We start from the raw sequence: 25,708 nt of genomic DNA on the forward strand, positions 1-25,708 counted from the left end.
CCTCCGTGCAGAGAGGCAAATTATTAGCTAGCTAACTATATGCTGTCCAGAGGGCTGTCTCGCTTTCGCACTCGCAGGCTTGAAAAACGCGCACGAAAAAAAGGGCGACCGAAGTCGCCCCAATGCCTTGCGTGCTCGTGAATCCGGTTTCAGTGCGGCTTTTTCTTGCGCGCATCTCTCCAGATGAAATACGTGAACCCGGCGCAGAACAGAACCATCAGTCCCACGGTGCCGATACCGGCGAGAACCACCACATCGACGAACATGCTGCCTCCTGCATCCGTTGCTCGGGTATGCGGCTACGTTAACAGCGCAGGGCTAGGCGCCATTGATCCAGATCAAGGGCAGCGCTACGCCTGCTGCAAACGGCTGGCAGCAGGTGATCTGGATCAACGGAAAGGGTGCGAGCATCCACAAGCGGGATGTGCGGCGGGGAATCAGAATGGCAAGGCAGGCGACAGCAGCGTGCAGCGAGACGAACCGTCAGCGCTTCTTCGGCTTGCCCTTGGACTTCTTCTTGCCCTTGGGCATCGGCAAGGCCTGCTCGAAGGCATTGCGCATGTCCTCGAGCTTCTTGTCGCGCAGGTCATGGATGCGCTTGTCGCGCTCGGCGGTGAAGTCGATCAGTTTCACATCGTTGCTCATAGCGGCGCCCGGATCAGACGAAACGTAAGATTCAGGCGCGGCGCGCACGGCTTGCGCGTTTTCGCCACCTGATGCTGCCAATAATGCTGGGTCTTTCCGCCCATGACCAGTAGCGAACCGTGTGCCAGCGTAAGCGAATGTTCGATACGGTTATGGCCCTTGCGGCGCAGATCGAAGCGCCGCGCGCCTCCCAGGCTCAGGGAAACCACCAGAGGGTCATCGCCCAGCTCGCGCTCGTCATCACTGTGCCAGCCCATGGAATCCTGGCCGTCGCGGTAATAATTGAGCAGCGCACCGTTGAGCGGGCAGCCCAGCGCGTCCACCAGACGCTGGCGAATCTCGGTGAGCAGCGGCGTCCAGGGCAGCGGCTGATGGATCATCCCGGAGTAGCGATAACTGGCGTCGGCATCGCCATACCAGGCGGTCAGCCTCGGCACCGGATGACGACGGCCATAGAGCACGACCTCGGGCTGCTGCCAGGGCGTCTCACTAACCAGTCGCTCGAGCCAATGATCCGCCGTAGGGCCGTCAAGCCAGGCAGGCAGATAACTAAGGTCGGCATCGGGCAGGTTCAGATCGGGTCTGTCGAACAGGCCGGCCTGAGCGGTCGGGGTGGGATCAGCGCTAGTCAAACCTCGACGTCCACCCACAGCCCCTGGCGGGGCAATTGTTCGATGGCAGGCTCGTCGGCTTCATCGACATCACCCTCGGCGAGTTCTGCGGCGCTGTAACCCCGCCGTTGCCGACGACGCTGTTCTTCGCGCAAGCGCTCTTCCACTTCCTGAGGGTGACGCTTGTCCAGACCGACCGCATCCTCCTGGGCTGCCTCGGCAGTCGCCGTTACCGGAGCGATTTCCGGGCGCGGCTTGACCACGTCCTGCTGGGCAGTGACCGGAATCAGGCTACTAGGGATGGGTGGCAGCATGGATAAATCCCCTTTTGGGGTATGTCGGCCGTTGAGCAGGCAGCTTTAGTGGGTTCTTACTACACTTTCTGACCGGGTATCCGTCAGTAAGTGCCAAATCCGCAGCATGCACCTTTGGCCGAGGCCCGGCGTTTCCGTTACCATAGCCGGCTTTTTCACAGGTGGAGACAGGCAGCATGGCGGAGTATCAACCGGGGCAACGCTGGATCAGCGACAGCGAAGCGGAACTGGGCTTGGGAACCATCCTCATGCAGGACGGCCGCATGCTCACCGTGCTCTACCCGGCCACGGGAGAAACCCGCCAGTACGCAACCCGCAATGCGCCACTGACCCGCGTGCGTTTCTCTCCGGGCGACGAGATCACCCACTTCGAAGGCTGGAAGCTGACCGTGCGCGAAGTCGACGATGTCGATGGCCTGCTGGTCTACCATGGCCTCGACGCGCAGAACCAGAACGTCACCCTGCCGGAAACCCAGCTGTCCAACTTCATTCAGTTCCGTCTCGCCAGCGACCGCCTGTTCGCCGGGCAGATCGACCCGCTGCCCTGGTTCTCGCTGCGCTACCGCACGCTGGAGTTCACCAGCAAGCAGGTGCAATCCTCGCTGTGGGGCCTGGGCGGCGTGCGTGCACAACCTATCGCCCACCAATTGCACATCGCCCGTGAAGTCGCCGACCGGATCGCCCCGCGCGTTCTGCTGGCCGACGAAGTGGGCCTGGGCAAGACCATCGAAGCCGGCCTGGTGATCCATCGCCAACTGCTCTCGGGGCGCGCCAACCGCGTGCTGATCCTGGTACCGGAAAACCTGCAGCACCAGTGGCTGGTGGAAATGCGCCGGCGCTTCAACCTGGAAGTGGCGCTGTTTGACGCCGAACGCTTCATCGAAAGCGATGCCAGCAATCCGTTCGAAGACGCGCAACTGGCACTGGTCGCGCTGGAATGGCTGTGCGAAGACGAAAAGGCCCAGGACGCGCTGTTCGCCGCCGGCTGGGATCTGATGGTGGTCGATGAAGCCCACCACCTGGTCTGGCACCCGGAAAAGGCCAGCCGCGAATACAGCCTGGTCGAACAGCTGTCCGAAGTCATCCCAGGCGTGCTGCTGCTCACCGCCACCCCCGAACAGCTCGGCCAGGACAGTCACTTCGCGCGTCTGCGCCTGCTCGACCCGAACCGTTTCCATGACCTGGCAGCTTTCCGCGCCGAAAGCGCCAACTACCAGCCGGTCGCCGAAGCCGTGCAGGAGCTGCTCGACAAGGGTCGCCTGTCCGCCGCCGCCCACAAAACCATCCAGGGTTTCCTGGGTGCCGAGGGTGAAGCTCTGCTGGCCGCCGTCGCCGACGGCGACATCGAAGCCAGCGCCCGCCTCACCCGCGAACTGCTCGACCGTCACGGCACCGGCCGCCTGCTGTTCCGCAACACCCGCGCTGCGGTGCAGGGCTTCCCCGAGCGCGAATTGCATGCCTACGCGCTGCCGAGCCCCGACGAGTACATGGAGCTGCCGCTGGGCGAGCATGCCGAGCTGTACCCGGAAGTCAGCTACCAGGGCCAGGCGGACATCGAGGAAGATCAACGATGGTGGCGCTTCGATCCGCGTGTCGAGTGGCTGATCGATACCCTGAAGATGCTCAAGAAATTCAAGGTACTGGTCATCTGCGCCCACGCCGAGACCGCCATGGATCTGGAAGACGCCCTGCGCGTGCGCTCCGGCATCCCGGCCACGGTGTTCCACGAGGGCATGAGCATCCTCGAGCGTGACCGCGCTGCCGCCTACTTCGCCGACGAAGAATTCGGTGCCCAAGTGCTGATTTGTTCGGAAATCGGCAGTGAAGGCCGCAACTTCCAGTTCGCCCATCACCTGGTGCTGTTCGACCTGCCTGCGCACCCGGATCTGCTCGAGCAGCGCATCGGCCGTCTTGACCGTATCGGCCAGAAGCACAAGATTCAGGTGCACGTGCCGTACATGGAAAACAGCCCGCAGGAGCGTCTGTTCCAGTGGTATCACCAGGCGCTGAACGCCTTCCTGGCCACCTGCCCGACCGGCAACGCCTTGCAGCACCAGTTCGGTAGCCGCCTGCTGCCGATGCTGGAAAACGCCGACGATGGTCAGTGGCAAAGCCTGATCGACGAAGCCACTACCGAGCGCCAGCGCCTGGAAAGCGAGCTGCACGCCGGTCGCGACCGTCTGCTGGAGCTCAACTCGGGTGGTGCCGGTGAAGGCGAAGCGCTGGTCGAAGCGATTCTCGAGCAGGACGACCAGTTCGCCCTGCCGATGTACATGGAGCAACTGTTCGACGCGTTCGGCATCGACAGCGAAGATCACTCGGATAACGCCCTGATCCTGCGCCCCAGCGAGAAGATGCTCGATGCCAGCTTCCCGCTCGGCGACGACGAAGGCGTGACCATCACCTACGACCGTGACCTGGCGCTGTCGCGCGAAGACATGCAGTTCCTCACCTGGGAACACCCGATGGTGCAGGGCGGCATGGATCTGGTGCGTTCCGGCTCGATGGGCAACACATCGGTGGCGCTGATCAAGAACAAGGCGCTCAAGCCCGGCACCGTGCTGCTGGAGCTGCTCTACGTCAGCGAAGTGGTCGCCCCACGCAGCCTGCAACTGGGCCGCTACCTGCCGCCGGCCGCGCTGCGCTGCCTGCTCGATGGCAATGGCAACGATCTGGCCAGCAAGGTCTCCTTCGAAACCCTCAACGATCAGCTGGAAAGCGTGCCCCGGGCCAGCGCCAACAAGTTCGTGCAGGCTCAGCGTGATGCGCTCAACCCGCAGATCGCGGCTGGTGAAGCGAAGATCCAGCCACGCCATGTTGAGCGTGTCAGCGAAGCCAAGCGTCGCCTAGCCGCCGAGCTGGACGAGGAACTCGCCCGCCTGACCGCCCTGCAAGCGGTCAACCCGAGCGTGCGTGACAGCGAACTGGTAGCCCTGCGTGAACAACGCGAACAGGGCCTGGCCATGCTCGACAAAGCCGCCCTGCGCCTGGAAGCCATTCGGGTTCTGGTCGCGGGTTGAGCCAATAGTCTCGCCCTCTTTATGGAGGGCGAGACTGGCTTCAGCGCTGTGCAAAGAGCGCGGCCTGTAGCGGAAATCGACTGCAGCCTTGCCGCACGCTTGGCGCAGCCTGCGCCATTCGCCGCAGGGGCGCGGCTCCTACACGATCGCGAGTGTCACCAACCCTGTAGGAGCCCCGACCTCGGGGCGAATCGATTGCGGTCTTGCCGGGCAATCGGGACTCTACGCCGAACCCTTGATGGGTATCGCTTCGCTCAATACCCGCCTTGCGGCACAACCGCCGCTACACCATCTGCAACCGCTGCTTGCGCCCTGGCGCGGGGTAGGCGCTGTCGATTACCTGCAAATCGGCTTCGCTGAGCTGCAGGTCGGCTGCGGCGGCATTTTCGGCCAGATGCTCAGGATCGCCAGCTTTGGGAATCACCAGCACATCCGGCTGACGAAGCGCCCAGGCCAGTGCGACTTGTGCGGTAGTCACGCCATGCTCCTCAGCCACCTGGCGCAACGCCGGATTGGCCAACAACGCACCGCCCTGCCCCAGCGGACAGTAAGCCATCAAAGGCATGCCCTGGCGTTGCTGCCACGGCAACAGATCGAACTCCACGCCGCGCTCTTGCGGGTTGTAGAGCACCTGGTTGGTGGCACAGGCTGGGTCACCGAGTTCTTCCAGGTCATCCAGATCGAAGTTGGACACGCCCCAGCGGCCGATCTTGCCCTGCTCGCGCAGCCGTTCGAAGGCCTCGACCGTTTCCGCCAGCGGATATTGCCCGCGCCAGTGCAGCAGATACAGGTCGAGATGATCGGTGCCCAAGCGCTTCAGACTGCGCTCACAGGCCGCCGCCACGCCAGCACGGCTGGCGTTGTGCGGGTAGACCTTGCTGACCAGAAACACCTGATCACGCCTGCCAACGAGCGCCTCGCCGACCACCTCCTCCGCACCACCCTCGCCATACATCTCGGCCGTATCGATAAGACGCAGACCGCGCTCGATACCTTCACGCAACGCCGCCACCTCGGCCCGCCGCTGGCCCGGATTCTCACCCATCCGCCAAGTGCCCTGGCCTATCACCGGTACCTGAGTGCCGGCCAATTCAAGTGTTCGCATCATGGTTCCTCCTGCTGATTGCATCCTGACCCGCCTGACACTCGCGGGTTCAGGTCATACGCCAGCGGGTCACGCCCAGCGTAGAGCAGCTGCCCAAAGTCACCATTCATGTTCCGACACGAGTTTTCTGTTCAGCGGACAGAGCACGACACCGCTCAACGACTACGCTAAAGATAAAGGACAAGCCAGGGCCAATTCACTATGGGCGCACTATGGCGATCCGACTCAGCACCGCCTGTAAGCGAGCGCAAAGCCGCTACCGCGGTGCAGCTCGAACCCCGGCGGCAGTCCCACCCTGTGCGCTGGGCCGTCGGCGTTATCCTGATGCTCCTGCTGATGATCGGCGCAGCACTGCTGATCTATGAGCTGCGCACCGCCTACTTCCAGTCCAGTGAATTGAGCCGCTACGCCGCGCAACTGACCTATCAGGTCGAAAGCGGTCCCAGCGACGCCATCATCTACCCTGGCGCCGGCCCCTTCGATGAACGCATGGGGTACAGCCACCTGCCCACCTTCATCGAACGCCTGCAGAGCCGAGGCTTCGAGGTGTTGCAACAGAGTCATTTTTCTCCGGCGCTGATGGCTTATACCGAACGGGGCCTGTTCCCGCCCTTCGCGGAAAAAGCGCAGACCGGGGTCAATATCGAAGACTGCCGCGGTTCACCCTTCTACACCGTACGCAATCCCCGGCAACGCTACCCGAGCTTCGCCGCAATCCCATCACTGGTGGTTGGCAGCCTGCTGTTCATCGAGGATCGCAAGCTGTTGGCCAGCGAGCCCGCCGAAGCCAACCCGGCGGTGGACTGGCCGCGCTTCAGCAAGGCGGCGCTCTCGCAGATCGGCAAGTATGTCGGCATGCAGGATCAGTCCGCGGGCGGCAGCACCCTGGCCACGCAACTGGAGAAGTACCGGCACTCGCCAGATGGCATCACCCATGCACCCGCGGAGAAATTGCGGCAGATGATATCGGCCAGCGTGCGCGCCTATCAGGGCGGCCCGCAAACCCTCGAAGCGCGGCAGAACATCGTGCGCGACTACCTCAACAGCGTTCCGCTATCAGCGGCACCGGGGCACGGCGAGGTGCACGGCCTGGCCGACGGCCTGCGCATCTGGTACGGCGCTGATTTCGCCACCACCAACCGTCTGCTCGACCCGCAGCGTTCGAGCGATGCCAGCCTGGCCGATCGGGGACTGGCGTTGCGCCAAGTGCTGTCACTGATGATCGCCCAGCGCCGGCCTTCGTACTACCTGTCGAAAGGTCGTGACGAGCTCGCCGAGCTGACCGACAGCCACCTACGCCTGCTGGCCAGCGGCGGCGTACTCGATAACGAGCTGCGCGATGCTGCCCTCGCGCAGCAGGTGACCTACCGCGACTGGCAGACCGACCCCAACCTGCAGCTGGTCGACAGCGACAAGGGCATCAGCATGGCCCGGGCACGACTGGCCGGCCTGCTCAATCTGTCCTACTACAGGCTCGACCGCCTCGACCTGGATGCACGCTCCAGCCTCAATTCGGATCTGCAGCAGCAGGTCAGCCTCTACCTCGAACAGCTCGCCGACCCCGCATTCGCCGAAAGCGTCGGCCTGTTCGGCGACCGCCTGCTGTCGCCCAGCAAGACCGCTGACGTGCGCTACAGCTTCACCCTGTTCGAGCGCAGCCCCGGCGGCAGCCAGGTGCGGGTGCAGACGGACAATACCAACCAGCCGTTCGACATCAACGAGGGCAGCAAGCTGGAATTGGGCTCCACGGCGAAACTTCGGGTGATGGCGACCTATCTGGAAGTGATCGCCGAACTGTACCAACGCCATGCCGGGCAGACGCCCGCCCAGTTGCGCGCCGTGGAGGTCGCCGATCAGGATCTGCTTAGCCGCTGGGCCATCGACTATCTCAGCCGTAACCCGGCCAGCGATCTCTCCAGCATGCTGGAGGCCGCCCTGGAGCGCCGCTACTCGGCCAGCCCCAACGAGCGCTTCTTCACCGGCGGCGGCCTGCACACCTTTGGCAACTTCCGCCGCGAGGACAACGGCCGGCTGCCGACCTTGCGCGAGTCGCTGCGCGAATCGATCAACTTGCCGTTCATCCGCCTGATGCGCGATCTGGTGCGCTACAGCACCTACCAAGCGCCGGAGAACAGCGCCGAGTTGCTCAAGGACGACAAGGATCCACGGCGCCAGGAGTACCTGAGCCGCTTTGCCGATCGCGAGGGCACCACCTTTCTGCTGCGCTTCTGGCGCAAGTATCAGAGCCAGTCGGCACAGGAGCGGCTGGACACCTTTATCGGCGGCCTGCGCCTCACCGATACGCGCCTGGCAGCGGTACACCGTTATCTGATGCCACAGGTCGATCAGGCCACGTTCGGGGCTTTCATCAAGGCTCATCTGCCGGGCGTGAAACTCAGCGACAAACGTATCGGCGATCTGTACACGCGCTATGGGCCAGGCGCTTTCAGCCTGCCGGATCAGGGCTATATCGCCCGGGTGCATCCGCTGGAATTGTGGCTGCTCGGCTTTCAGCTCGAACACCCGGACGCCAGCTTCAACGATGCCGTCGCGGCCAGTCAGGATGAACGCCAGGAGGTCTACGGCTGGCTGTTCAAGAGCCGCCACAAGAGCGCTCGGGACAGCCGTATCCGCATCATGCTGGAGGTCGAAGCGTTCCTCGACATCCATCGCCGCTGGCAGAACCTGGGCTATCCGTTCGAATACCTGGTGCCATCGCTGGCAACCGCCATAGGCAGCTCGGGTGACAGGCCTGCGGCTCTTGCGGAGCTGATCGGCATCATCCAGAACGACGGTATCCGCCAGCCCACGGTACGTATAGACAGCCTGCACTTCGCAGCCAATACCCCGTACGACACCCTGGTCGGCCATGTGCCGGTGCCCGGGCAGCGAGTCATGGCCCCAGAGGTGGCTGCAGCCCTGCGCGATGCCCTGTCGCAAGTCGTGGAAGGCGGTACCGCGCGACGCCTGCAAGGCAGCTTCAGCCTGGCCGACGGCACGGCACTGACCCTCGGCGGTAAAACCGGCACCGGTGACAACCGCCTGACCAGTGTGGGCCGTGGTGGCCAGGTGATCAGCTCACGGGTACAGAACCGTACCGCCACCTTCGTGTTCTTTCTCGGCCCGGATCACTTCGGCACCCTCACCGCTTTCGTGCCGGGCCGTGCGGCGGAGAATTTCCGCTTCACCTCGGCGCTGCCGGTACAGGTGCTCAAAGGCATGGCGCCGATCCTCACGCCCTACCTGCAACCGGGAGCACACACCCTGTGCGCCCCGGCGCCACAACAGCAGACGGCCCAGTTGGTGCGCTAGATGGCTCGTCTCATCTGCGGTTGAACTGGGTATAAGCCAGGGTGTGGAGGCGGCCATTTCTCGACTCAGTGGGAACGGGCCATGCCCGTGATCTCGCGCGCATGGCGCGCTCCCACAGAAGCAAGTCACCGTCTGCCCCTATCCCAAGGTCATCCCCAGATTCGATGGGTATCGCTTCGCTCAACACCATCCTACGGTGATATCAATCAGCGTTTGAGCTTCAGGTACAGCGCCTCGACCCTTTCCCGTGCCCAAGGCGTTTTGCGCAGAAAGGTCAGGCTCGACTTGATGCTCGGGTCGCTCTTGAAGCAGCGGATATCGATACGCTGGGCCAGGCCGTCCCAGCCATAGTGCTCGACCAGATCGGTGAGAATGGCCTGCAGCGTCAGACCGTGTAGCGGGTCGTTGGATGTACTCATGAATGTCTCCCTATCGCGGCGCGGCAGCTTAACAGACGGCGCCAACGAAAAGGCCCGGACAATGTCCGGGCCTCTGGTCAATCGAGTGACAGAAACGCGATCAGATGTGCGCGTCCTGATACTCCTTCTCGGCCTCGTCGAAGCGCTTGACCATCGCCGGCGTTGCCGGGCGACCGATCTTGCTGAACACCACGATGGCCAGGGTGGCGAGGATGAAGCCCGGAATGATCTCGTACAGACCCAGGCCGACGAACTCCTTCCACAGCACCACGGTCAGTGCACCGACCACCATGCCGGCCAGCGCGCCGTTACGGGTCATGCCTTTCCAGACCAGGGAGAGGATCACCACCGGGCCGAAGGCAGCACCGAAACCAGCCCAGGCGTAGGACACCAGGCCCAGCACCTTGCTGTCCGGATTGGAGGCGATGATGATGGCAACGATGGCGATCAGCAGCACCATGCCGCGACCTACCCAGACCAGTTCCTTCTCGCTGGCACCCTTGCGCAGGAAGGCCTTGTAAAAGTCTTCGGTCAGGGCGCTGGAGCACACCAGCAACTGGCAGCTCAGGGTACTCATCACCGCCGCCAGGATGGCAGACAACACCAGGCCGGCAATCCATGGGTTGAAGAGGATTTTGGTCAACTCGATGAACACGCGCTCGCTGTTATCGGTGACCGGGCCGGCCAAAGACGGGTTGTTGGCGAAGTAAGCGATGCCGAAGAAGCCGACTGCCACAGCGCCACCCAGGCACAGGATCATCCAGATCATGCCGATACGGCGCGCAGCCGGGATCGACTTGACCGAATCGGCCGCCATGAAGCGCACCAGGATGTGCGGCTGGCCGAAATAGCCCAGGCCCCAGCCCAGCAGCGACACGATGGCGACGAAGGACAGGCCGCGGAACATGTCGAAGTTGGCCGGGTTGGCCTGCTCGATGGTGGCCATGGCCGCATCGAAGTCGCCCAGGGCGAGAATCACGAACACCGGGGTGATCAACAGCGCGAAGATCATCATGGTGGCCTGCACGGTGTCCGTCCAGCTCACCGCCAGGAAGCCGCCAACGAATACGTAGACGATGGTAGCCGCCGCACCGACCCACAGGGCGGTGTCGTAGCTCATGCCAAAGGTCGATTCGAACAGGCGAGCACCAGCCACCACGCCCGAGGCGCAGTAAATGGTGAAGAACACCAGAATGACCAGCGCCGAGAAGATACGCAGCATCTTGCTGTTGTCTTCAAAACGGTGGGTGAAGTAGTCCGGCAGGGTCAGTGCGTTGTTGTTGTGTTCGGTGTGCACACGCAGGCGACCGGCGACGAACAACCAGTTCAGCCAGGCACCGAGGATCAGGCCAATGGCGATCCAGCTTTCCGAGATACCGGCGATGAAGATCGCACCTGGCAGGCCCATCAGCAGCCAGCCGCTCATGTCCGAGGCACCAGCCGACAGTGCGGTGACGAAACTACCGAGGCTACGGCCACCGAGGATATAGTCGGAGAAGTTCTTGGTCGCGCGGTAGGCAATGAATCCGATCAACACCATGGCCAGGATATAGACCACGAAGGTGACCAGCATGGGAGTACTTGCAGTCATTTGGGGAATGCCCCTCTCGTTTGTTTTTATTCGAACCGGGGGTTACCCGGCCCAGTTGGCACATCACGACCATCGGTCACGGTCGCGCTCCAGGCATGCCACTCTGCTGGTGGCATTACCGATTCGGGGCATACGCCCCCAATAGGGTGTCTTTAAAAACGTCAGCGAGGCAGTCAGCACAAGGAAAAGACAGGCGAAAAAGCGGAGTTTACGAGTTGTAAATGAGCATTTTGAGCCTGTCTTTGACGCAGTGATGGCAACGCAGGTAGTTTTTAAAGACGCCCGATAGCAAAACGGGCGGAAACCTGAAGATTCCCGCCCGTTTTCTGTTACTCGTCGCCCAGCGACAGCAGTGAGGCGTTGCCGCCCACCGCCGTGGTATTCACCGAGGTGGTGCGCTCGTTGACGAAGCGCAACAGGTAGCTCGGGCCACCGGCTTTCGGGCCGGTACCGGACAGGCCGCAGCCGCCGAACGGCTGTACGCCAACCACCGCACCGATCTGGTTACGGTTCACGTACAGGTTGCCGACCCGCGCCAGGGCTTCGATGCGGGCGGCAGTTTCCTCGTTTCGGCTGTGGATGCCAAGGGTCAATCCATAGCCGGTGGCGTTGATCGCCGCGACCACCTTCTCCAAATCGCTGGCATCGAAGCGCACCACGTGCAGAACCGGGCCGAACTGTTCCTTCTTCAACTCGTGAATGCCACCAATCTCGAACGCCACCGGTGCGATGAAGTGACCATTCAGGTCAGCGCGCAGCGAGGCTTCGGCAATCAGCTTGCCTTCACCCTTGAGCAGGTTGATGTGCGCCAGCAAGCCTTCACGGGCCTCGGCATCGATCACCGGGCCGATATCGTTCTCACGCAGATGGGTCGGGCCAATTTTCAGCTCGGCCATGGCGCCCTTGAGCAGATCGATCACCCGGTCGGCGATATCGCGCTGCACGTACAGCACGCGCAGTGCCGAGCAGCGCTGACCGGCGCTGGTGAAAGCAGAGCCGACGGCATCCTTGACCACCTGCTCGGGCAGCGCGGTGGAGTCGACGATCATGGCGTTCTGGCCGCCGGTCTCGGCGATCAGGGTGGCGATCATGCCGTCCTTCTCGGCCAACTGACGGTTGATGATGCGCGCCGTGTCGGTGGAACCGGTGAAGCACACGCCAGCCACGCGAGGGTCGCGGCAGAACACGCCGCCCAGGGTCGCACCGTCGCCCGGCAGGAAGGCGATCACATCCTTTGGCAGGCCGGCTTCGAACATCAGTTCCAGGGCGCGTGCGGCGATCAGGCTGGTCTGCTCGGCTGGCTTGGCCAGCACCACGTTGCCTGCCACCAGGGCGGCACTGATCTGGCCGAGGTAAATGGCCAGCGGGAAGTTCCACGGGCTGACGCAGACGAAAATTCCGCGGCCTTCATGAAACAGCTCGTTGCGCTCGCCGGTCGGGCCCTTGAGCTCTTCGCGGCCCAGCTTGAGGCGCGCCTGCTGCGCGTAGTAGCGGCAGAAATCCACTGCTTCGCGGACTTCGTCGATGCCGTCCTGCATGGACTTGCCGGCTTCCACGGTGCACAGCGCCATCAACTCGGCACGGTTGTTTTCCAGCAGGTCAGCGAGGCGCTCGAGAATGCGTGCGCGCTCGTCGATAGCGACGGCATTCCAGCGCGGCCAGGCGGCGCTCAGGCCATCCAGCGCCTGGGCGGCCTGGGCGGCGGTGGCGAACTGGGCAGTACCGACCACCTTGTTCAGGTCGAAGGGGCAACGAACTTCCTCGGCGGTGCCGCTCAAGGTCTGGCCGTTTATCACCGGGGCAGCCTGCCATTGACGGTCGAGTTGCGGCTTGTAGGCGTTTTCGAGCTCGGTCAGCGATTTCTGGATGTTCATGTTGATGCCCTGAGAGTTTTTCCGTGTGCCCCCGTACAGCTCTGGCGGGAGTGGGATTTTGTTATTGCCGAGGCTGGCGAATTTGCTCAGCTGAGTGACCGGATGATCGATCAGCGATTCGACCGGCACGCTCGGGTCGACCAGTTGGTGGACGAACGACGAGTTGGCACCGTTCTCCAGCAGGCGGCGCACCAGGTACGGCAGCAGATCCTTGTGGGCACCCACCGGCGCGTAGATGCGTACGGTCTTGCGGTGCTTCTCCAGCACCGTGTCGTACAGCGCATCGCCCATGCCGTGCAGGCGCTGGAACTCGAACTCGCGCGGCGACGACTGCTCGGCAGCCATGGCCAGGATGCAACTGACGGTGTGCGCGTTGTGGCTGGCGAACTGCGGGTAGATCACGCCGCGAGTGAATTCGCTGAGCAGGTAACGGGCGCAAGCCAGATAGGAGGTATCGGTGCCTTCCTTGCGGGTGAACACCGGGTAGCCGTCGAGGCCCCACACCTGGCACTGCTTGATTTCGCTGTCCCAGTAGGCGCCCTTGACCAGGCGCAGCGGCATCTTCTCGCCGAGTTCCTTGCCCAACAGGGTCAGCCAGACCAGCACCGGCAGGCAGCGCTTGGAGTAGGCCTGGATCACCAGACCGAACTCGCCCCAACCGGCAACGGCCGGATCACGCAGCAGTTTCTCGTAGAGTTCCAGGGACAGCTCGAGGCGATCCGCCTCCTCCGCGTCCACGGAAATCCCGACGTTCAGCTTGCGCGCCCGGATCACCAGCTCGCGCACGTTGGCGAACAGCTCGGTCAGCACGCGCTCGCGCTGGGCCACTTCATAACGCGGGTGCAGTGCAGAGAGTTTGATCGAGATCGACGGCTTCGGGCCTGGGCCGACCTGCGGCTCGGCACCCACGGTGTCGATGGCCTTGCGGTAGTCGGCCATGTACTTCTCGGCGTCTTCGGCGGTCAATGCCGCTTCACCGAGCATATCGAAGGAATAGGTGTAGCCCTTCTCGCGCTCCGGGCGACCGTTCTTCAGCGCTTCGCTGATGGTACGGCCGAGCACGAACTGCTTGCCCATGAGTTTCATGGCCTGGTTCATGGCCGCACGGATCACCGGCTCGCCGGAACGCTGGATCAGACGACCGAGCACCTTCTTCGGTCGGCCATCGCTGGTCTGCGGATCGACCACCTTGCCGGTCATCACCAGGCCCCAGGCGGCGAAATTGACCAGCACGCTGTCGCTCTTGCCCAAATGGCGTTCCCACTCGGCGGCGTTGAGCTTGTCGCGGATCAGCGCATCGGCGGTGGCGGCATCCGGCACCCGCAGCAGGGCTTCGGCCAGGCACATCAGCATCAGGCCTTCCTGAGTATCCAGGCTGTACTGACGCAGCAGCGCATCGAGGGTATCGACCGCGTTGTCGCGGCCACGCACATCCTGAATCAGGCTGCGCGCCTGCTGACGAACGGCCTCGATACCGGCAGCACCGGGATCGGCCAGCTGCAGCAATTCGCCGAGATAGGCTGCCTCGTCAACACTGTAGTTGGCGCTGATGGCAGGGAAAAAATCGGCGGCCTTGGCAGCGGAGATCCGGTCAAGGAACTCCTGATGCAAGACGTGACTGGCTTTGAACATCACGCCCATCCTCTTGTTATGGAGATTATCTGTGGGATACCCCTGCTTTGGGTCTAGCTCAGATACGAGGATCTGGCGATCACATGACGCAGAAGTGGATGGCGGAATGTAGTGGCAGAACGATGACGGCTTCTTGCGGAAACCTCTGGAGTTTTTGCTGAAAACTCCGAATAGCTGAATGCTTTACGAGGTTGGCAGTCGGTAAACGCTGACAGATCGGGCTGGCAAGCACCCTTGCAGACTATTCCCTGAGCGCCTCACCGAGACAGCAACAGCCTTCGGAAGCACCAATTGATGGCGGTTTCATGGATCGTTCATGCGCCCTATAGTGACTATTTGTCAGTCAAAGGAATGATCATGTGCGCAAGAATGATCCTTGCGGCAATTAGTGCCACGTTATCGTTGGCGGCAACTTGGGTAGTGGCATCGCCAGAGCACTCGAAGCCTTTGCCTCAGGAGTCCCTGAACCAAGAGCGCATCTCGGTGCTGATCGAAGGATCCGGTACAGATGTGATACTGATTCCGGGGCTGGCATCGTCCCGCGAGGTATGGGCGGGCCTGGCCTCCAAACTACGTCAGAACCACCGTCTCCATCTGGTGCAGATAGCAGGCTTTGCCGGTTCGCCTGCGGTGCCTGACATAGATGGGAAGGTAGCGGCGCCGACAGCCGATGCGATCGCCGAGTACATCCGCCGCCACCGCATCGAAGCGCCCACCATCATTGGTCATTCGCTGGGTGGTGAGGTTGCGCTGATGCTCGGTGCCCGTTATCCCGACCGAGTCGGGCGCCTGATGATTGTTGATGCGCTGCCGTTTTATACATTGTTAGTTGCCCCATCCGCGACCAGCGAAACGGCTACTCCGCACGCTATAGAAATACGCGATGCGATGTTGACGGCATCACCCGAGCAGAACGCAGCCATGCAAAACGCATCCATCGCCCGCCTCGCCAAAACCGAGGCCATCAGGCCAAGCCTTGTCGTCGCGGCTACCCAGTCGGATCGCGAAACCGTAGCTCATGCAGTGTATGAATTGATGACTACAGACCTTCGCCCTGAGCTAAATCGCATCAAGGCGCCGGTCGAAGTCGTCTATGCCTACGACAACCTCTTTGGCGTACCCGCCTCCAACGTAGATGCGCTGTATCGCAATGCCTACGCCTCGACGCCTGAAGTCAGCTTCACGCGCATAGACGGCAGCTTTCACTTCGTCATGTTTGATCAGGCAGAACTCTTCTCTGACGCTGTAATGAAGTTCCTGGACAAGTAGGGAACGTCAAAAGGCATTTCGGAGCTCGGCAGGCTAGTCCCTTCGCAGCGTCTCATAAGGGCTAGGCGGCCGCCTTGATGAAGACGAAACTCAAACGGCATGCCCCACACCAGCCGCTATGTTTCCACCCGCCGCAACGCCCTGTAGAGCGTGGAGCGGTGAACCTTGAGCACCTTGGCGGCTTGATCGACGGACTGGCCATCCTCGTTGATCAAGCGTCGCGCCTGGTCGATCTGCTCGCTGGTCAGCGTGGGCTTGGCGCCGAACTTCACGCCTCGGGCTTTTGCGGCGTCACGCCCATCCTTGGTTCTCTCGAGGATGAGAGAGCGCTCGAACTCGACGATACCGGCGAAAACCGCCAGGACCGCCAGGCCATTCTCCGTGGTGGTGTCTGCCCAGGGCTCGGACAGGCTACGAAGACCCGCGCCACTGACGTGGATGCGCTCCGCGATCTCCAATAGCTCACGAGTGCTGCGAGCCAGGCGATCGAGCTTGGTTACCGTGAGTACGTCGCCGGGGCCCAGCTCAGCGAGCAAGCGGGTCAGTTCGGGGCGATTGCGCCAGTTGTTCTTGGTCTGCTCCGAAACGAGCCGGGTGCAACCCGCCAGTTCAAGCCCGAACAGCTGACTGAGCAGGTTCGGCGTTTCACTGGCTCGGGCATAGCCCAGGTAGCGGGGGCCAGTCTCCTGAAGCTGCTCTGATTCCTGCGGCATGCTCATCGGCGGGTAACTCCGGGCAAGGCCCCATTGCACCGTATAGCGACAGCGACTGCCGAGGTGATGCTGAAAGGTTTGTATGGATGCGATGACAGAACGTGCAAAGGGAAGGATTGGTAAGAAAAGGCTGGAATCATGCTGCACTTACTCTGCGCTGGCGGCCCGACCTGCGCAAAACTAAACCTGCCTTGCCGCGATTGCGGTGGCACCCGGGCCATAACCTACACCAAGCTCCGCAGTGTGGAAACCCTGCAACGTAGCGCTCGAAAGTAAACGGATTGCGCTCGGCATAAGCAGCCGGAGGGCACCTCGAGTCGAAACTGGTGATTCCCTGAACACTACCGATCAAAAGCTGAGGCCCTGAACGAGAACGCCGCCGTTCCCTTACGGTAACGGCGGCGCTGGGTCTGGCATGGCGCAATCAGGCAGTAAGACGAGTCAGCGCCTCGCGGTATTTGTCGGCAGTCTTCTGCGCGACGTCTGCCGGTACGGCTGGGGCTGGTGGCTCTTTGTTCCAGCCAGTGGATTCCAGCCAGTTGCGCACGAACTGCTTGTCGAAGCTCGGCGGGTTGGTGCCTTCGGCGTAGCTGTCGGCGGGCCAGAAGCGGCTGGAGTCGGGGGTCAGCACTTCGTCCATCAGGGTCAGGGTGCCGTCTTCATCGAGGCCGAATTCGAACTTGGTGTCGGCGATGATGATGCCGCGGGTCGCTGCGTATTCCACTGCCGCGACGTACAGGGCGATGGCGGTGTCGCGCACCTTGGCAGCCAGCTCGGCACCGATGATCGCTTCGCACTGCTCGAAGCTGATGTTCTCGTCATGGTCACCAACGGCAGCTTTGGTCGACGGGGTGAAGATCGGCTGTGGCAGCTTGGCGGCTTCCTTCAGGCCGGCCGGCAGCTGGATACCGCACACGGTGCCGCTCTTCTGGTACTCCTTCCAGCCGGAACCGACGATGTAGCCGCGCACGATGGCTTCCACGGCAACTGGCTTGAGGCGCTTGGCGACCACGGCACGGCCCTCGACCAACGGCAGCTCGGCAGCCGGCACTACATCTTCGACGCGATCACCGGTGAAGTGGTTGGGCACCACGTGAGCGAGCTTGTCGAACCAGAAGTTGGAGATGGCGGTGAGGATCTTGCCCTTATCCGGAATCGGCTGTTCAAGGATCACGTCGAAGGCCGACAGGCGATCGGTCGCGACCATCAGCATGCGCTTGTCGTCGATCTCGTAGAGATCGCGAACTTTGCCCGAATAGATCTTTTTCAGGCTCAGGGAAGGTGTGGTCATATCGAGATTCCGCCTTGTCGCGTGAAAGTCGCGCCGCTCTTCGTCAACGATGACGACCGACGGCCTGGTAAGTCCCAGCAGCACTGAAAAGCACTGCCGGTGAAAACAAAAGGCGAAACCCTGGGGTTTCGCCTGTTGATCCAACGCTCGGAACTGCAGCCTTAGCCGAGGTTTTCCTGAATCATGCCCAGCACACGACGCGCTACATCAGCCGGTGCAACAGTATTGAGGTCTTTCTCGACCGTTACCTGCACGGTGTCACCCACGGCTGTCAGGCGTACCTGATAGCGCTCGGCGCGGGCTTCAATTTCGTCCTTGCTGTCCGAACCACCAAACAGACGGCTGAAGAAACCAGGTTTCTCGTTGGCACGCTGCGGGCCTTCGGCCAGGTTGACGTAGTAAACGCCCAGAGTACGGTTGATGTCATCGACACGCAGTTCAGCCATGCGCAACGAGCGACCAACGCCGGACCATGCACGGTCAAAGTCGGTGTTCAGGTTCAGCACGGGATTGCCGTTGCCATCAGCGGACAAGCTCACACGGTTCGGTGCATCGTAGTCACGGCCGGCCAGCAACGATACCGAGCCGCCCTGTTCGACACTGCGCGTCAGGTTGACCTGCAGCTCGTCGAGCAGTGCCGCGTCCAGTGCCTTGTTGACGCTGCGCTCGGTGAACGGCACGTCGGTCGTGCTGCCCGCGGGGCGCTGCGCAGTCACCACGAAGATCTCGCTGGTATTGCGCTGCACCCCCGGCTCGAGGCGCACGTGCACACGGGTTTCTGTGTTGTTGTCGAGACCGGCGACACGGCCGCCTAGGCGGCTCTGCATGCTGCTGGACAGCGCATCGAAACGCTTCCAATCGGTGCTGAATTCACCCGTTTGCGGGCGTTCGTCAACGATACGGAAGCCGCCATCCTCGAAGAATTGACGGGCACCCGGCCAGACTTCAGCCGGTACACGCTGGGCGACCAGCCAGCTGGAGTCGCCGCTGTTCTGCAGGCTGAACTCGCTGACGTCTTCGCTAACAGCTAGTGCTTGCGGGCGCGGCACGTCGTACTCACCCTTCACGTCGCTGTCGCGGATCTGATGGGGCACCGGCAGCAGCGGATCAAGGCGCTTGGCCTCGACATCGGCAGGCAGTTGCATCGGTGCGGTCTGCCGTGCGGTCAGGTAATCGCTACCGCGATCACGGAAGTAGCCATTTTCGCCCCAGATCCAGCCACAGCCACTGGTGCTGGTGATGATCAGAGCAAGTGCGGAAAGTCCGGCCAGTCGCTTCATGCGTCGTAGTTCCTCGATTAGACCAATACACCGGACTGGCGCAGGGCCTGACGCAGCGGTTCGTGACAACGGGGGCTCAGCCAGGTCAGCGGCAAGCGAATGCCGTCGGCCATCATGCCCATTTCATTCAGTGCCCACTTCACCGGAATCGGATTGGCTTCGATGAACAGATTTTTGTGCAGGGGCATCAACCGATCATTGATCGCCCTGGCAATCGCGGCTTCACCACGCATGGCCGCCGAGCACATGTCGCTCATCGCCCGCGGGGCCACGTTGGCAGTCACCGAGATGTTGCCTTTGCCACCCAGCAGCATCAGCTCGACCGCAGTGGCGTCATCGCCGGAGTAGAGCAGGAAATTCGAGCTGACACGATCAAGAATGTCACGGGCACGCTGCAGGTCGCCGGTGGCTTCCTTGATACCGATGATGTTGTCGACCTTCGACAACCGCTCAACGGTTTCCGGCAGCATGTCGCAGGCAGTACGCCCCGGCACGTTGTAGAGAATCTGCGGGATGGCCACGGCTTCGGCGATATGGCGGAAGTGCAGATAGAGGCCTTCCTGAGTCGGCTTGTTGTAGTACGGCGTGACCAGCAGGCAGGCATCGGCACCAGCGTTCTTGGCGTTCTGGGTCAGCTCGACCGCTTCACGGGTGGAGTTGGCACCCGTACCCGCGATTACCGGGATGCGCCCGCCGACCTGACCGACTACGCGGCGGATGACTTCGATGTGCTCATTGACGTCGAGTGTCGCCGACTCACCTGTGGTGCCGACCGCGACGATGGCATTGGTGCCCTCTTGCAGGTGGAAATCCACCAGTTTGCTCAAGGCGTCCCAATCGAGATTACCCTGCGCATCCATGGGCGTGACCAGTGCCACCATACTGCCCGCAATCATGCAACCGCTCCTGCCGAAAAAGAGAGCCGTAATGGTACTGGCGCCACCAGCCTTGCACAAGCGAAGTAGCAGGCGGTGTGAGCGACCGTGATTTCCGGCATTGAGTACATTAAATGAGGTTGGCGATAGCGGTATCTGGTCATTCCCCTGGCGAGCGCTTTTCGCTACCCTGCTTGTTTGTTTGGCACTGTCTATAGAGCCGAGCGCTCAACGTTTAGGAAGGCTGCATGTCCACCCCTCCAGTTCGCGAACAATTCCTCGTCATCAGTGCTCTCGGCACCAACGCCATGGAGCTGACCAACGTCCTGTGCCGAGCCAGCCATGAAAACCGCTGTGCGGTCGTCAGCACGCGCCTGAGCCGCCATGGAGACTTCAGCGCACTGGTGCTGCAAGTATCTGGCAACTGGGATGCGCTGGCACGCCTGGAGACGGGCCTGCCGGCACTGTCCAAGAAACATGAGTTCACCGCCAACGTAATCCGCAGCGGTGCCTCGGAAGTCCGTCCTCAGGCGCTGCCTTACGTAGCCTACGTCAGCTCGGTGTATCGCCCGGACATCCTCAACGAACTGTGCCAGTTCTTCATCGACCACAACGTCGAGCTCGAGGCCCTGACCTGCGACACCTACCAGGCTCCGCAGACCGGCGGCACCATGCTCAACGCCCAGTTGACCGTCACCCTCCCCGCCGGCACCCAGATCAGCTGGCTGCGCGATCAGTTCCTCGACTTCGCCGATGCACTGAACCTCGACGCACTGATCGAACCCTGGCGCCCCCAGAATCCATAAGGAGCGTTTCATGACTGTCGCTATCGACTCCCCGGTTGCAGATTTCAGCGCCCCCGCCACCGGCGGCGACTTCAACCTGGCTGCCTACAAGGGCAAGCAGTTGGTGATCTACTTCTACCCGAAGGACAACACTCCAGGTTGCACCACTCAGGGCCAGGGCTTTCGCGACGCTTATGAAGCCTTCGCGGCGGCCAACACGGTGGTCATCGGCGTATCACGCGACAGCCTGAAGACTCACGAGAACTTCAAGGCCAAGCAGAGCTTCCCCTTCGAGCTGATTTCGGACAAGGACGAAAGCGTCTGTGGACTGTTCGACGTGATCAAGCTGAAGAAGCTCTACGGCAAGGAGTACCTGGGCATCGACCGCAGCACCTTCCTGATCGACAAGAACGGCGTGCTGCGCCAGGAATGGCGAGGGGTCAAGGTACCTGGCCATGTCGATGAGGTACTGGCCGCGGCCGAGGCCCTCAACAAAGCCTGATACATATGAAAATGCCGCTCTCGAGCGGCATTTTTCATGGTGGCCTATTCAGCCTGGCATCACGCCTTGCGCAGCCAGTAACGGAACACCTCGCCTTCGGCCTCCTCACGAAGCAGCTCATGGCCAGCCAGCCGAGCGAACGCCCGAAAATCGCGCTGCGACCCGGCATCCGTGGCCAGCACCTTGAGTACGTCGCCACTACCCAGGCCGTTGAGGGCCATCTTGGCCTTGAGCAAGGGCAGCGGACAATTCAAGCCACACGCATCCAGCTCAGCCTGATGCTCGCCCTGCCACACCGCTACATCACCCATAACGCCCTCCGTTTTTCCAGGCCGACAGCATAACCCAAGGCCCGCCGACGCTGGTCAGGCAAGTGCCTCCCCGCTACAGTACGGCACTGATCCAACAAGAGCTCCATGCATGAATGTTCTGCGCCCTACCCTGCTGACGCTCGCCTTGCTAATGGCACAACCGACGATGGCCAACGACCTGCCATCACTCGGCGATGCCAGCTCGTCGATGGTTTCTCCGCAACAGGAATATCAACTGGGCCGCGCCTGGCTGAGCATCGTCCGCGGTCAGGTCAGCCAGCTCTCGGATCCTCAGCTCAAGGACTTCGTCGAAAGCAGCGTTTACCGTCTGGCCGAAACCAGCCAGGTACAGGATCGGCGCCTCGAATTCGTGCTGCTCAACAGCCCGCAGATCAACGCCTTCGCCGCACCGGGCGGGATCATCGGCGTCAATGGCGGGCTGTTCCTGTATGCGCAGACCGAAGGCGAATACGCCTCGGTGCTGGCCCACGAACTGGCTCACTTGTCGCAGCGCCACTTCGCCCGCGGCCTGGAAGCCCAGCAACGCATGCAGTTGCCGGTCATGGCAGCCATGCTCGCCGGTATCGTCGCTGCCGCAGCGGGTGCTGGCGATGCCGGTATCGCCGCCATCGCGTCGACCCAGGCAGCGGCGATTCAGGAGCAGCGGCGCTTCTCCCGGCAGAACGAGCAGGAGGCCGACCGTATCGGTCTGGTCAACCTGGAAAAGGCTGGCTACGACCCTCGTTCGATGCCGAGCATGTTCGAGCGCCTGATGCGTCAGTACCGCTACGACCGCATGCCACCCGAATTCCTGCTGACTCACCCGGTTTCCGAATCGCGTATCGCCGATACCCGCAACCGCGCCGAGCAGTACCAGGCTGGCGGCACCGAAGACAGCTTGCGCTACCAGCTGATGCGTGCCCGCGTACAACTGACCTATGAAGAAACACCCGGCATCGCTGCCAAGCGCTTCCGTGCCCAGCTCGATGAAAACCCGAACATGGACGCTGCCCGCTACGGCCTGACCATCGCCCTGATCAAGGGCAGCCAGTTCGACGAAGCACGCGACACACTGGCGCCGCTGCTGCAAAAAGCGCCGGACGACGTCACCTACAACCTGGCGCAGATCAGCCTGGACAGCGCTGCCAACCGCCTCTCCGCGGCCGATCAGCGCATCAAGCGCCTGCTCGATCTGTACCCAGGCAATTACCCGCTGAACCAGGCACGCATCGACCTGCTGCTCAAACAACGCAGCATTCCCGAAGCAGAGCGGGCCTTGAACGATCTGCTCAAGCGCCGCGTAAAGGATCCGGACGTCTGGTATCAGGTCGCGGAAGTGCGCGGCCTCAGCGGCAACACCATCGGCCTGCATCAGGCCCGTGCCGAGTTCTTCGCATTGGTGGGGGATTTCAATCAGGCCATCGAACAGCTCGACTTCGCCAAGCGCCGGGCCAGCAACAACTTCCAGCTGGCCTCACGCATCGACGCCCGCCAGAAAGAGCTGATCGAAGAGAAGCGCATGACGGAAGAAATGCTGCGCTGATACACAAGCGCCAAGCCAGAGCCTTTTTGCAGACAGCTCTTACTTGGCGCTTGCAGCTTGCCGCTGCTATCAGGCGTTGCCTGCCAGCTTCAGGCGTGCCGCCTGGGTGAAGTCCAGCATGCGCTTGAGCGGTTTGATCGCCCGAGGGATCAGCGCCGGATCGACGAACACTTCGTTACTGCCCTCGCGCAGGCACTGCAAGGTGCGCTGCAAGGTGTTCATCGCCATCCAGGGGCAACTGGCGCAACTGCGGCAGGCGGCACCATTACCGGCTGTCGGCGCTGCGACGAATTCCTTGTCGGGACACAGCTGCTGCATCTTGTAGAAGATGCCGCGGTCGGTAGCGACGATGAAGGTCTTGTTCGGCATGCGCTGGGCGGCAGCGATCAGTTGGCTGGTCGAGCCCACCGCATCGGCCAGGTCGATCACCGCGGTTGGTGACTCCGGGTGCACCAGCACGGCCGCTTCCGGATACAGCGCCTTCATTTCCTCAAGCTGACGGGCCTTGAACTCTTCGTGAACGATGCAGGCACCGTCCCAGAGGAGCATGTCGGCACCGGTCTTGTTCTGGATGAAGCGGCCCAGGTGCTGATCCGGCGCCCAGATGATGCTCTCGCCGTTATCCATCAGGTGCTCGACGATCTCGACGGCGCAGCTGGAGGTTACCACCCAGTCGGCACGCGCCTTCACCGCAGCCGAGGTATTGGCGTAAACCACCACGGTGCGCTGCGGATGCTGATCGCAGAACGCGGCGAACTCGTCGACCGGGCATCCCAGATCCAGCGAACAGGTAGCCTCCAGCGTCGGCATCAGCACGCGCTTTTCAGGATTGAGGATTTTCGCCGTCTCGCCCATGAATTTTACGCCGGCGACCAGCACGGTCTGCGCCGAATGCTGATTACCGAAGCGGGCCATCTCCAGCGAGTCGGACACACAGCCGCCGGTTTCTTCGGCAAGCGCCTGCAGTACCGGGTCACAGTAGTAGTGAGCCACCAGAACGGCATTCTGGCGCTTCAGTTCTTTGCCAATTTCATCACGGTAGAACGCTTCCTGCTCCGCCGTCAGCGTCTCTGGCTGCTTGGCATCAAGATGAGCTTGGACAAGAAGTCGTTCGGCAATCTGCGTCATGTCGTCAGGCCCTATCGAGGTCTATGAGCACGGAACGTTGAGTATACCGCCAGACGCATCGAACTGGTCGGCACACGCAGAGCGGCATCGCAGGTTAGACAGCAGCGGGCTGCGAACCTTGCGCGGGCGCGCATGTTAAGGGCATTGCCGGACGATTTTCAATCGCCCGAACGACCTCGCATCGATCCACCGGTTGATCGCCACGATAATCCGCCGCATCATCAGCATCAGGATAACTGCCTGGGCGAGCGACAGCCGCCAAGTGCCATGGCCGCACATGGCCGACCGCAGAGATGCCCCAGAGGCCGGATGCGACCTCTGTACGAATTATCACCACTTTGGAAAACATCGACCACGCGCGCGCCCCGCAGTGGTCGTTCAGCGATTGAGGATGTCATGGCTTACGAAAGCATCGAATGGGACAAGCTGGGTTTCGACTACATCAAGACCGACCAGCGCTACCTGTCGCACTGGCGCGACGGTGAGTGGGATCAGGGCAACCTGACCGAAGACAATGTGTTGCACATCAGCGAGGGCTCCACTGCCCTGCACTATGGTCAGCAGTGCTTCGAAGGCCTCAAGGCCTACCGCTGCAAGGACGGCTCGATCAACCTGTTCCGCCCGGACCAGAACGCCCTGCGAATGCAGCGCAGCTGCGCGCGCCTGCTGATGCCGGCACCATCCAGCGAGCAATTCATCGAGGCCTGCAAGCAAGTAGTCCGAGCCAACGAGCGCTTCATCCCGCCCTACGGCTCCGGCGGCGCGCTGTATCTGCGCCCCTTCGTGATCGGCGTTGGCGACAACATCGGCGTGCGCACCGCTCCGGAGTTCATCTTCTCGGTGTTCTGCATCCCGGTCGGCCCTTACTTCAAGGGCGGCATGAAGCCGAACAACTTCGTGATCTCTGGCTATGACCGCGCGGCGCCCCAAGGCACTGGCGCCGCCAAGGTCGGCGGCAACTATGCTGCGAGCCTGATGCCCGGCTCGCAGGCCAAGAAGAACAATTTCGCCGACTGCATCTACCTCGATCCGCAAACCCACACCAAGATCGAGGAAGTGGGCTCGGCGAACTTCTTCGCCATCACTCACAACGACGAGTTCGTCACCCCGAAATCGCCGTCGGTGCTGCCAGGCATCACCCGCCTGTCGCTGATCGAACTGGCACAAAGCCGCCTGGGCCTGAAAGTCATCGAAGGCGACGTGTTCATCGATCGCCTGAGCGATTTCAAGGAGGCCGGCGCTTGCGGTACCGCAGCCGTCATCACGCCAATTGGCGGCATCGAGTACGAGGGCAAGCTCCACGTCTTCTACAGTGAGAAAGAAGTTGGCCCGACCATCAGCCGCCTGTACAGCGAGCTGACCGGCGTGCAGTCCGGTGATATCGAAGCGCCGCAAGGCTGGATCGTCAAAGTGTGATGCAACCCGCTGGCGGCTCTCAGGAGTCGTCAGCGGACTTTAGCAGCAAATATTGCACGCAATAAAAAGCCC

General features: G+C 62.0%; 21 protein-coding genes. 7 read left to right on the top strand and 14 right to left on the bottom strand.

From position 1 onward, the window contains the following. Positions 1-149 precede the first annotated feature (149 nt). The 4 genes from ccoM to K5Q02_RS21120 all read right to left on the bottom strand — a co-directional run bounded on the left by ccoM (position 150) and on the right by K5Q02_RS21120 (position 1,570). The gene (ccoM, locus tag K5Q02_RS24430) at positions 150-266 is read right to left on the bottom strand and encodes a cytochrome c oxidase subunit CcoM (protein WP_329959545.1); all 117 of its coding nucleotides are present in this window, start codon (positions 264-266) and stop codon (positions 150-152) included. A gap of 217 nt (positions 267-483) precedes the next feature. Beyond that, positions 484-645 (bottom strand): hypothetical protein, encoded by a 162-nt coding sequence (locus K5Q02_RS21110; RefSeq protein ID WP_090423737.1) that lies wholly within the window; start codon positions 643-645, stop codon positions 484-486. Beyond that, positions 642-1,277: an alpha-ketoglutarate-dependent dioxygenase AlkB family protein gene (locus tag K5Q02_RS21115; RefSeq protein ID WP_442963941.1), complete on the bottom strand. Its 636-nt coding sequence runs from the start codon at positions 1,275-1,277 to the stop codon at positions 642-644. Before K5Q02_RS21115 ends, K5Q02_RS21110 begins: the two co-directional genes overlap by 4 nt. Further along, positions 1,274-1,570: an aspartate-semialdehyde dehydrogenase gene (locus K5Q02_RS21120; RefSeq protein WP_225833906.1), complete on the bottom strand. Its 297-nt coding sequence runs from the start codon at positions 1,568-1,570 to the stop codon at positions 1,274-1,276. The genes K5Q02_RS21115 and K5Q02_RS21120 overlap by 4 nt, the downstream gene beginning before the upstream one ends. A 176-nt stretch (positions 1,571-1,746) precedes the next feature. Between K5Q02_RS21120 and rapA the strand changes: the two genes are divergently transcribed. Next, positions 1,747-4,590 (top strand): RNA polymerase-associated protein RapA, encoded by a 2,844-nt coding sequence (gene rapA / locus K5Q02_RS21125; protein WP_225833925.1) that lies wholly within the window; start codon positions 1,747-1,749, stop codon positions 4,588-4,590. A 283-nt stretch (positions 4,591-4,873) separates the two neighbouring features. Here the strand turns inward: rapA and K5Q02_RS21130 are convergent, their stop codons facing one another. Beyond that, positions 4,874-5,695: an aldo/keto reductase gene (locus K5Q02_RS21130; RefSeq protein ID WP_225839811.1), complete on the bottom strand. Its 822-nt coding sequence runs from the start codon at positions 5,693-5,695 to the stop codon at positions 4,874-4,876. A 201-nt stretch (positions 5,696-5,896) separates the two neighbouring features. Between K5Q02_RS21130 and K5Q02_RS21135 the strand changes: the two genes are divergently transcribed. Continuing rightward, positions 5,897-9,007, top strand: a complete 3,111-nt coding sequence (locus K5Q02_RS21135; protein WP_225833927.1) for a transglycosylase domain-containing protein — start codon at positions 5,897-5,899, stop codon at positions 9,005-9,007. A gap of 206 nt (positions 9,008-9,213) precedes the next feature. On the opposite strand, the gene K5Q02_RS21140 is transcribed toward K5Q02_RS21135, so the two are convergent. The 3 genes from K5Q02_RS21140 to putA all read right to left on the bottom strand — a co-directional run bounded on the left by K5Q02_RS21140 (position 9,214) and on the right by putA (position 14,523). Further along, entirely contained in the window at positions 9,214-9,426 is a 213-nt protein-coding gene (locus K5Q02_RS21140) for a VF530 family DNA-binding protein (RefSeq protein WP_225833929.1), read from the bottom strand. A gap of 100 nt (positions 9,427-9,526) precedes the next feature. Then, positions 9,527-11,017: a sodium/proline symporter PutP gene (putP, locus tag K5Q02_RS21145; protein WP_225833931.1), complete on the bottom strand. Its 1,491-nt coding sequence runs from the start codon at positions 11,015-11,017 to the stop codon at positions 9,527-9,529. 329 nt (positions 11,018-11,346) lie between these two features. Further along, entirely contained in the window at positions 11,347-14,523 is a 3,177-nt protein-coding gene (gene putA, locus K5Q02_RS21150) for a bifunctional proline dehydrogenase/L-glutamate gamma-semialdehyde dehydrogenase PutA (RefSeq protein WP_225833933.1), read from the bottom strand. 357 nt (positions 14,524-14,880) lie between these two features. Between putA and K5Q02_RS21155 the strand changes: the two genes are divergently transcribed. Then, a complete protein-coding gene (locus K5Q02_RS21155) occupies positions 14,881-15,792 on the top strand; it encodes an alpha/beta fold hydrolase (protein WP_225839813.1) in 912 nt (303 codons plus the stop codon). A gap of 116 nt (positions 15,793-15,908) precedes the next feature. Here the strand turns inward: K5Q02_RS21155 and K5Q02_RS21160 are convergent, their stop codons facing one another. The 4 genes from K5Q02_RS21160 to dapA form a co-directional block, all read right to left on the bottom strand. After that, entirely contained in the window at positions 15,909-16,511 is a 603-nt protein-coding gene (locus K5Q02_RS21160; protein WP_225833935.1) for a recombinase family protein, read from the bottom strand. Positions 16,512-16,929: 418 nt separating this feature from the next. Next, the gene (locus tag K5Q02_RS21165) at positions 16,930-17,796 is read right to left on the bottom strand and encodes a phosphoribosylaminoimidazolesuccinocarboxamide synthase (RefSeq protein WP_225833944.1); all 867 of its coding nucleotides are present in this window, start codon (positions 17,794-17,796) and stop codon (positions 16,930-16,932) included. Positions 17,797-17,957: 161 nt separating this feature from the next. Further along, the gene (bamC, locus tag K5Q02_RS21170) at positions 17,958-19,076 is read right to left on the bottom strand and encodes an outer membrane protein assembly factor BamC (protein ID WP_225833946.1); all 1,119 of its coding nucleotides are present in this window, start codon (positions 19,074-19,076) and stop codon (positions 17,958-17,960) included. Positions 19,077-19,093: 17 nt separating this feature from the next. After that, complete coding sequence (dapA, locus tag K5Q02_RS21175; RefSeq protein ID WP_225833947.1) at positions 19,094-19,972, bottom strand: 4-hydroxy-tetrahydrodipicolinate synthase; 879 nt, start codon at positions 19,970-19,972, stop codon at positions 19,094-19,096. A 227-nt stretch (positions 19,973-20,199) separates the two neighbouring features. On the opposite strand from dapA, the gene K5Q02_RS21180 reads away from it, so the two are divergent. Together K5Q02_RS21180 and K5Q02_RS21185 are read left to right on the top strand one after the other, a co-directional pair. Then, positions 20,200-20,757 carry a glycine cleavage system protein R gene (locus K5Q02_RS21180; protein ID WP_225833949.1) on the top strand — a complete coding sequence of 186 codons (558 nt, stop codon included), beginning with the start codon at positions 20,200-20,202 and terminating at the stop codon, positions 20,755-20,757. Positions 20,758-20,767: 10 nt separating this feature from the next. Next, complete coding sequence (locus tag K5Q02_RS21185) at positions 20,768-21,238, top strand: peroxiredoxin (RefSeq protein ID WP_225833951.1); 471 nt, start codon at positions 20,768-20,770, stop codon at positions 21,236-21,238. Positions 21,239-21,297: 59 nt separating this feature from the next. Here K5Q02_RS21185 and K5Q02_RS21190 read toward each other — a convergent pair whose 3' ends face one another. Continuing rightward, positions 21,298-21,549 carry a sulfurtransferase TusA family protein gene (locus tag K5Q02_RS21190; RefSeq protein WP_225833953.1) on the bottom strand — a complete coding sequence of 84 codons (252 nt, stop codon included), beginning with the start codon at positions 21,547-21,549 and terminating at the stop codon, positions 21,298-21,300. A 109-nt stretch (positions 21,550-21,658) separates the two neighbouring features. On the opposite strand from K5Q02_RS21190, the gene K5Q02_RS21195 reads away from it, so the two are divergent. Further along, complete coding sequence (locus K5Q02_RS21195; RefSeq protein WP_225833955.1) at positions 21,659-23,092, top strand: M48 family metalloprotease; 1,434 nt, start codon at positions 21,659-21,661, stop codon at positions 23,090-23,092. A gap of 69 nt (positions 23,093-23,161) precedes the next feature. Here the strand turns inward: K5Q02_RS21195 and nadA are convergent, their stop codons facing one another. Next, positions 23,162-24,220, bottom strand: a complete 1,059-nt coding sequence (nadA, locus tag K5Q02_RS21200; protein ID WP_225833958.1) for a quinolinate synthase NadA — start codon at positions 24,218-24,220, stop codon at positions 23,162-23,164. Between the two features lie 396 nt (positions 24,221-24,616). On the opposite strand from nadA, the gene K5Q02_RS21205 reads away from it, so the two are divergent. After that, positions 24,617-25,636 carry a branched-chain amino acid aminotransferase gene (locus K5Q02_RS21205; protein ID WP_225833960.1) on the top strand — a complete coding sequence of 340 codons (1,020 nt, stop codon included), beginning with the start codon at positions 24,617-24,619 and terminating at the stop codon, positions 25,634-25,636. Positions 25,637-25,708: the final 72 nt, after the last annotated feature.

This window comes from Pseudomonas sp. MM211 (assembly GCF_020386635.1).
GTDB lineage: Bacteria > Pseudomonadota > Gammaproteobacteria > Pseudomonadales > Pseudomonadaceae > Aquipseudomonas.

Coding starts and splice junctions, on each gene's coding strand:
- ccoM (WP_329959545.1), bottom strand. CDS start 266: ATGTTCGTCGATGTGGTGGTTCTCGCCGGTATCGGCACCGTGGGACTG.
- K5Q02_RS21110 (WP_090423737.1), bottom strand. CDS start 645: ATGAGCAACGATGTGAAACTGATCGACTTCACCGCCGAGCGCGACAAG.
- K5Q02_RS21120 (WP_225833906.1), bottom strand. CDS start 1,570: ATGCTGCCACCCATCCCTAGTAGCCTGATTCCGGTCACTGCCCAGCAG.
- rapA (WP_225833925.1), top strand. CDS start 1,747: ATGGCGGAGTATCAACCGGGGCAACGCTGGATCAGCGACAGCGAAGCG.
- K5Q02_RS21130 (WP_225839811.1), bottom strand. CDS start 5,695: ATGCGAACACTTGAATTGGCCGGCACTCAGGTACCGGTGATAGGCCAG.
- K5Q02_RS21135 (WP_225833927.1), top strand. CDS start 5,897: ATGGGCGCACTATGGCGATCCGACTCAGCACCGCCTGTAAGCGAGCGC.
- K5Q02_RS21140 (WP_225833929.1), bottom strand. CDS start 9,426: ATGAGTACATCCAACGACCCGCTACACGGTCTGACGCTGCAGGCCATT.
- putP (WP_225833931.1), bottom strand. CDS start 11,017: ATGACTGCAAGTACTCCCATGCTGGTCACCTTCGTGGTCTATATCCTG.
- putA (WP_225833933.1), bottom strand. CDS start 14,523: ATGTTCAAAGCCAGTCACGTCTTGCATCAGGAGTTCCTTGACCGGATC.
- K5Q02_RS21155 (WP_225839813.1), top strand. CDS start 14,881: ATGTGCGCAAGAATGATCCTTGCGGCAATTAGTGCCACGTTATCGTTG.
- K5Q02_RS21160 (WP_225833935.1), bottom strand. CDS start 16,511: ATGAGCATGCCGCAGGAATCAGAGCAGCTTCAGGAGACTGGCCCCCGC.
- K5Q02_RS21165 (WP_225833944.1), bottom strand. CDS start 17,796: ATGACCACACCTTCCCTGAGCCTGAAAAAGATCTATTCGGGCAAAGTT.
- bamC (WP_225833946.1), bottom strand. CDS start 19,076: ATGAAGCGACTGGCCGGACTTTCCGCACTTGCTCTGATCATCACCAGC.
- dapA (WP_225833947.1), bottom strand. CDS start 19,972: ATGATTGCGGGCAGTATGGTGGCACTGGTCACGCCCATGGATGCGCAG.
- K5Q02_RS21180 (WP_225833949.1), top strand. CDS start 20,200: ATGTCCACCCCTCCAGTTCGCGAACAATTCCTCGTCATCAGTGCTCTC.
- K5Q02_RS21185 (WP_225833951.1), top strand. CDS start 20,768: ATGACTGTCGCTATCGACTCCCCGGTTGCAGATTTCAGCGCCCCCGCC.
- K5Q02_RS21190 (WP_225833953.1), bottom strand. CDS start 21,549: ATGGGTGATGTAGCGGTGTGGCAGGGCGAGCATCAGGCTGAGCTGGAT.
- K5Q02_RS21195 (WP_225833955.1), top strand. CDS start 21,659: ATGAATGTTCTGCGCCCTACCCTGCTGACGCTCGCCTTGCTAATGGCA.
- nadA (WP_225833958.1), bottom strand. CDS start 24,220: ATGACGCAGATTGCCGAACGACTTCTTGTCCAAGCTCATCTTGATGCC.
- K5Q02_RS21205 (WP_225833960.1), top strand. CDS start 24,617: ATGGCTTACGAAAGCATCGAATGGGACAAGCTGGGTTTCGACTACATC.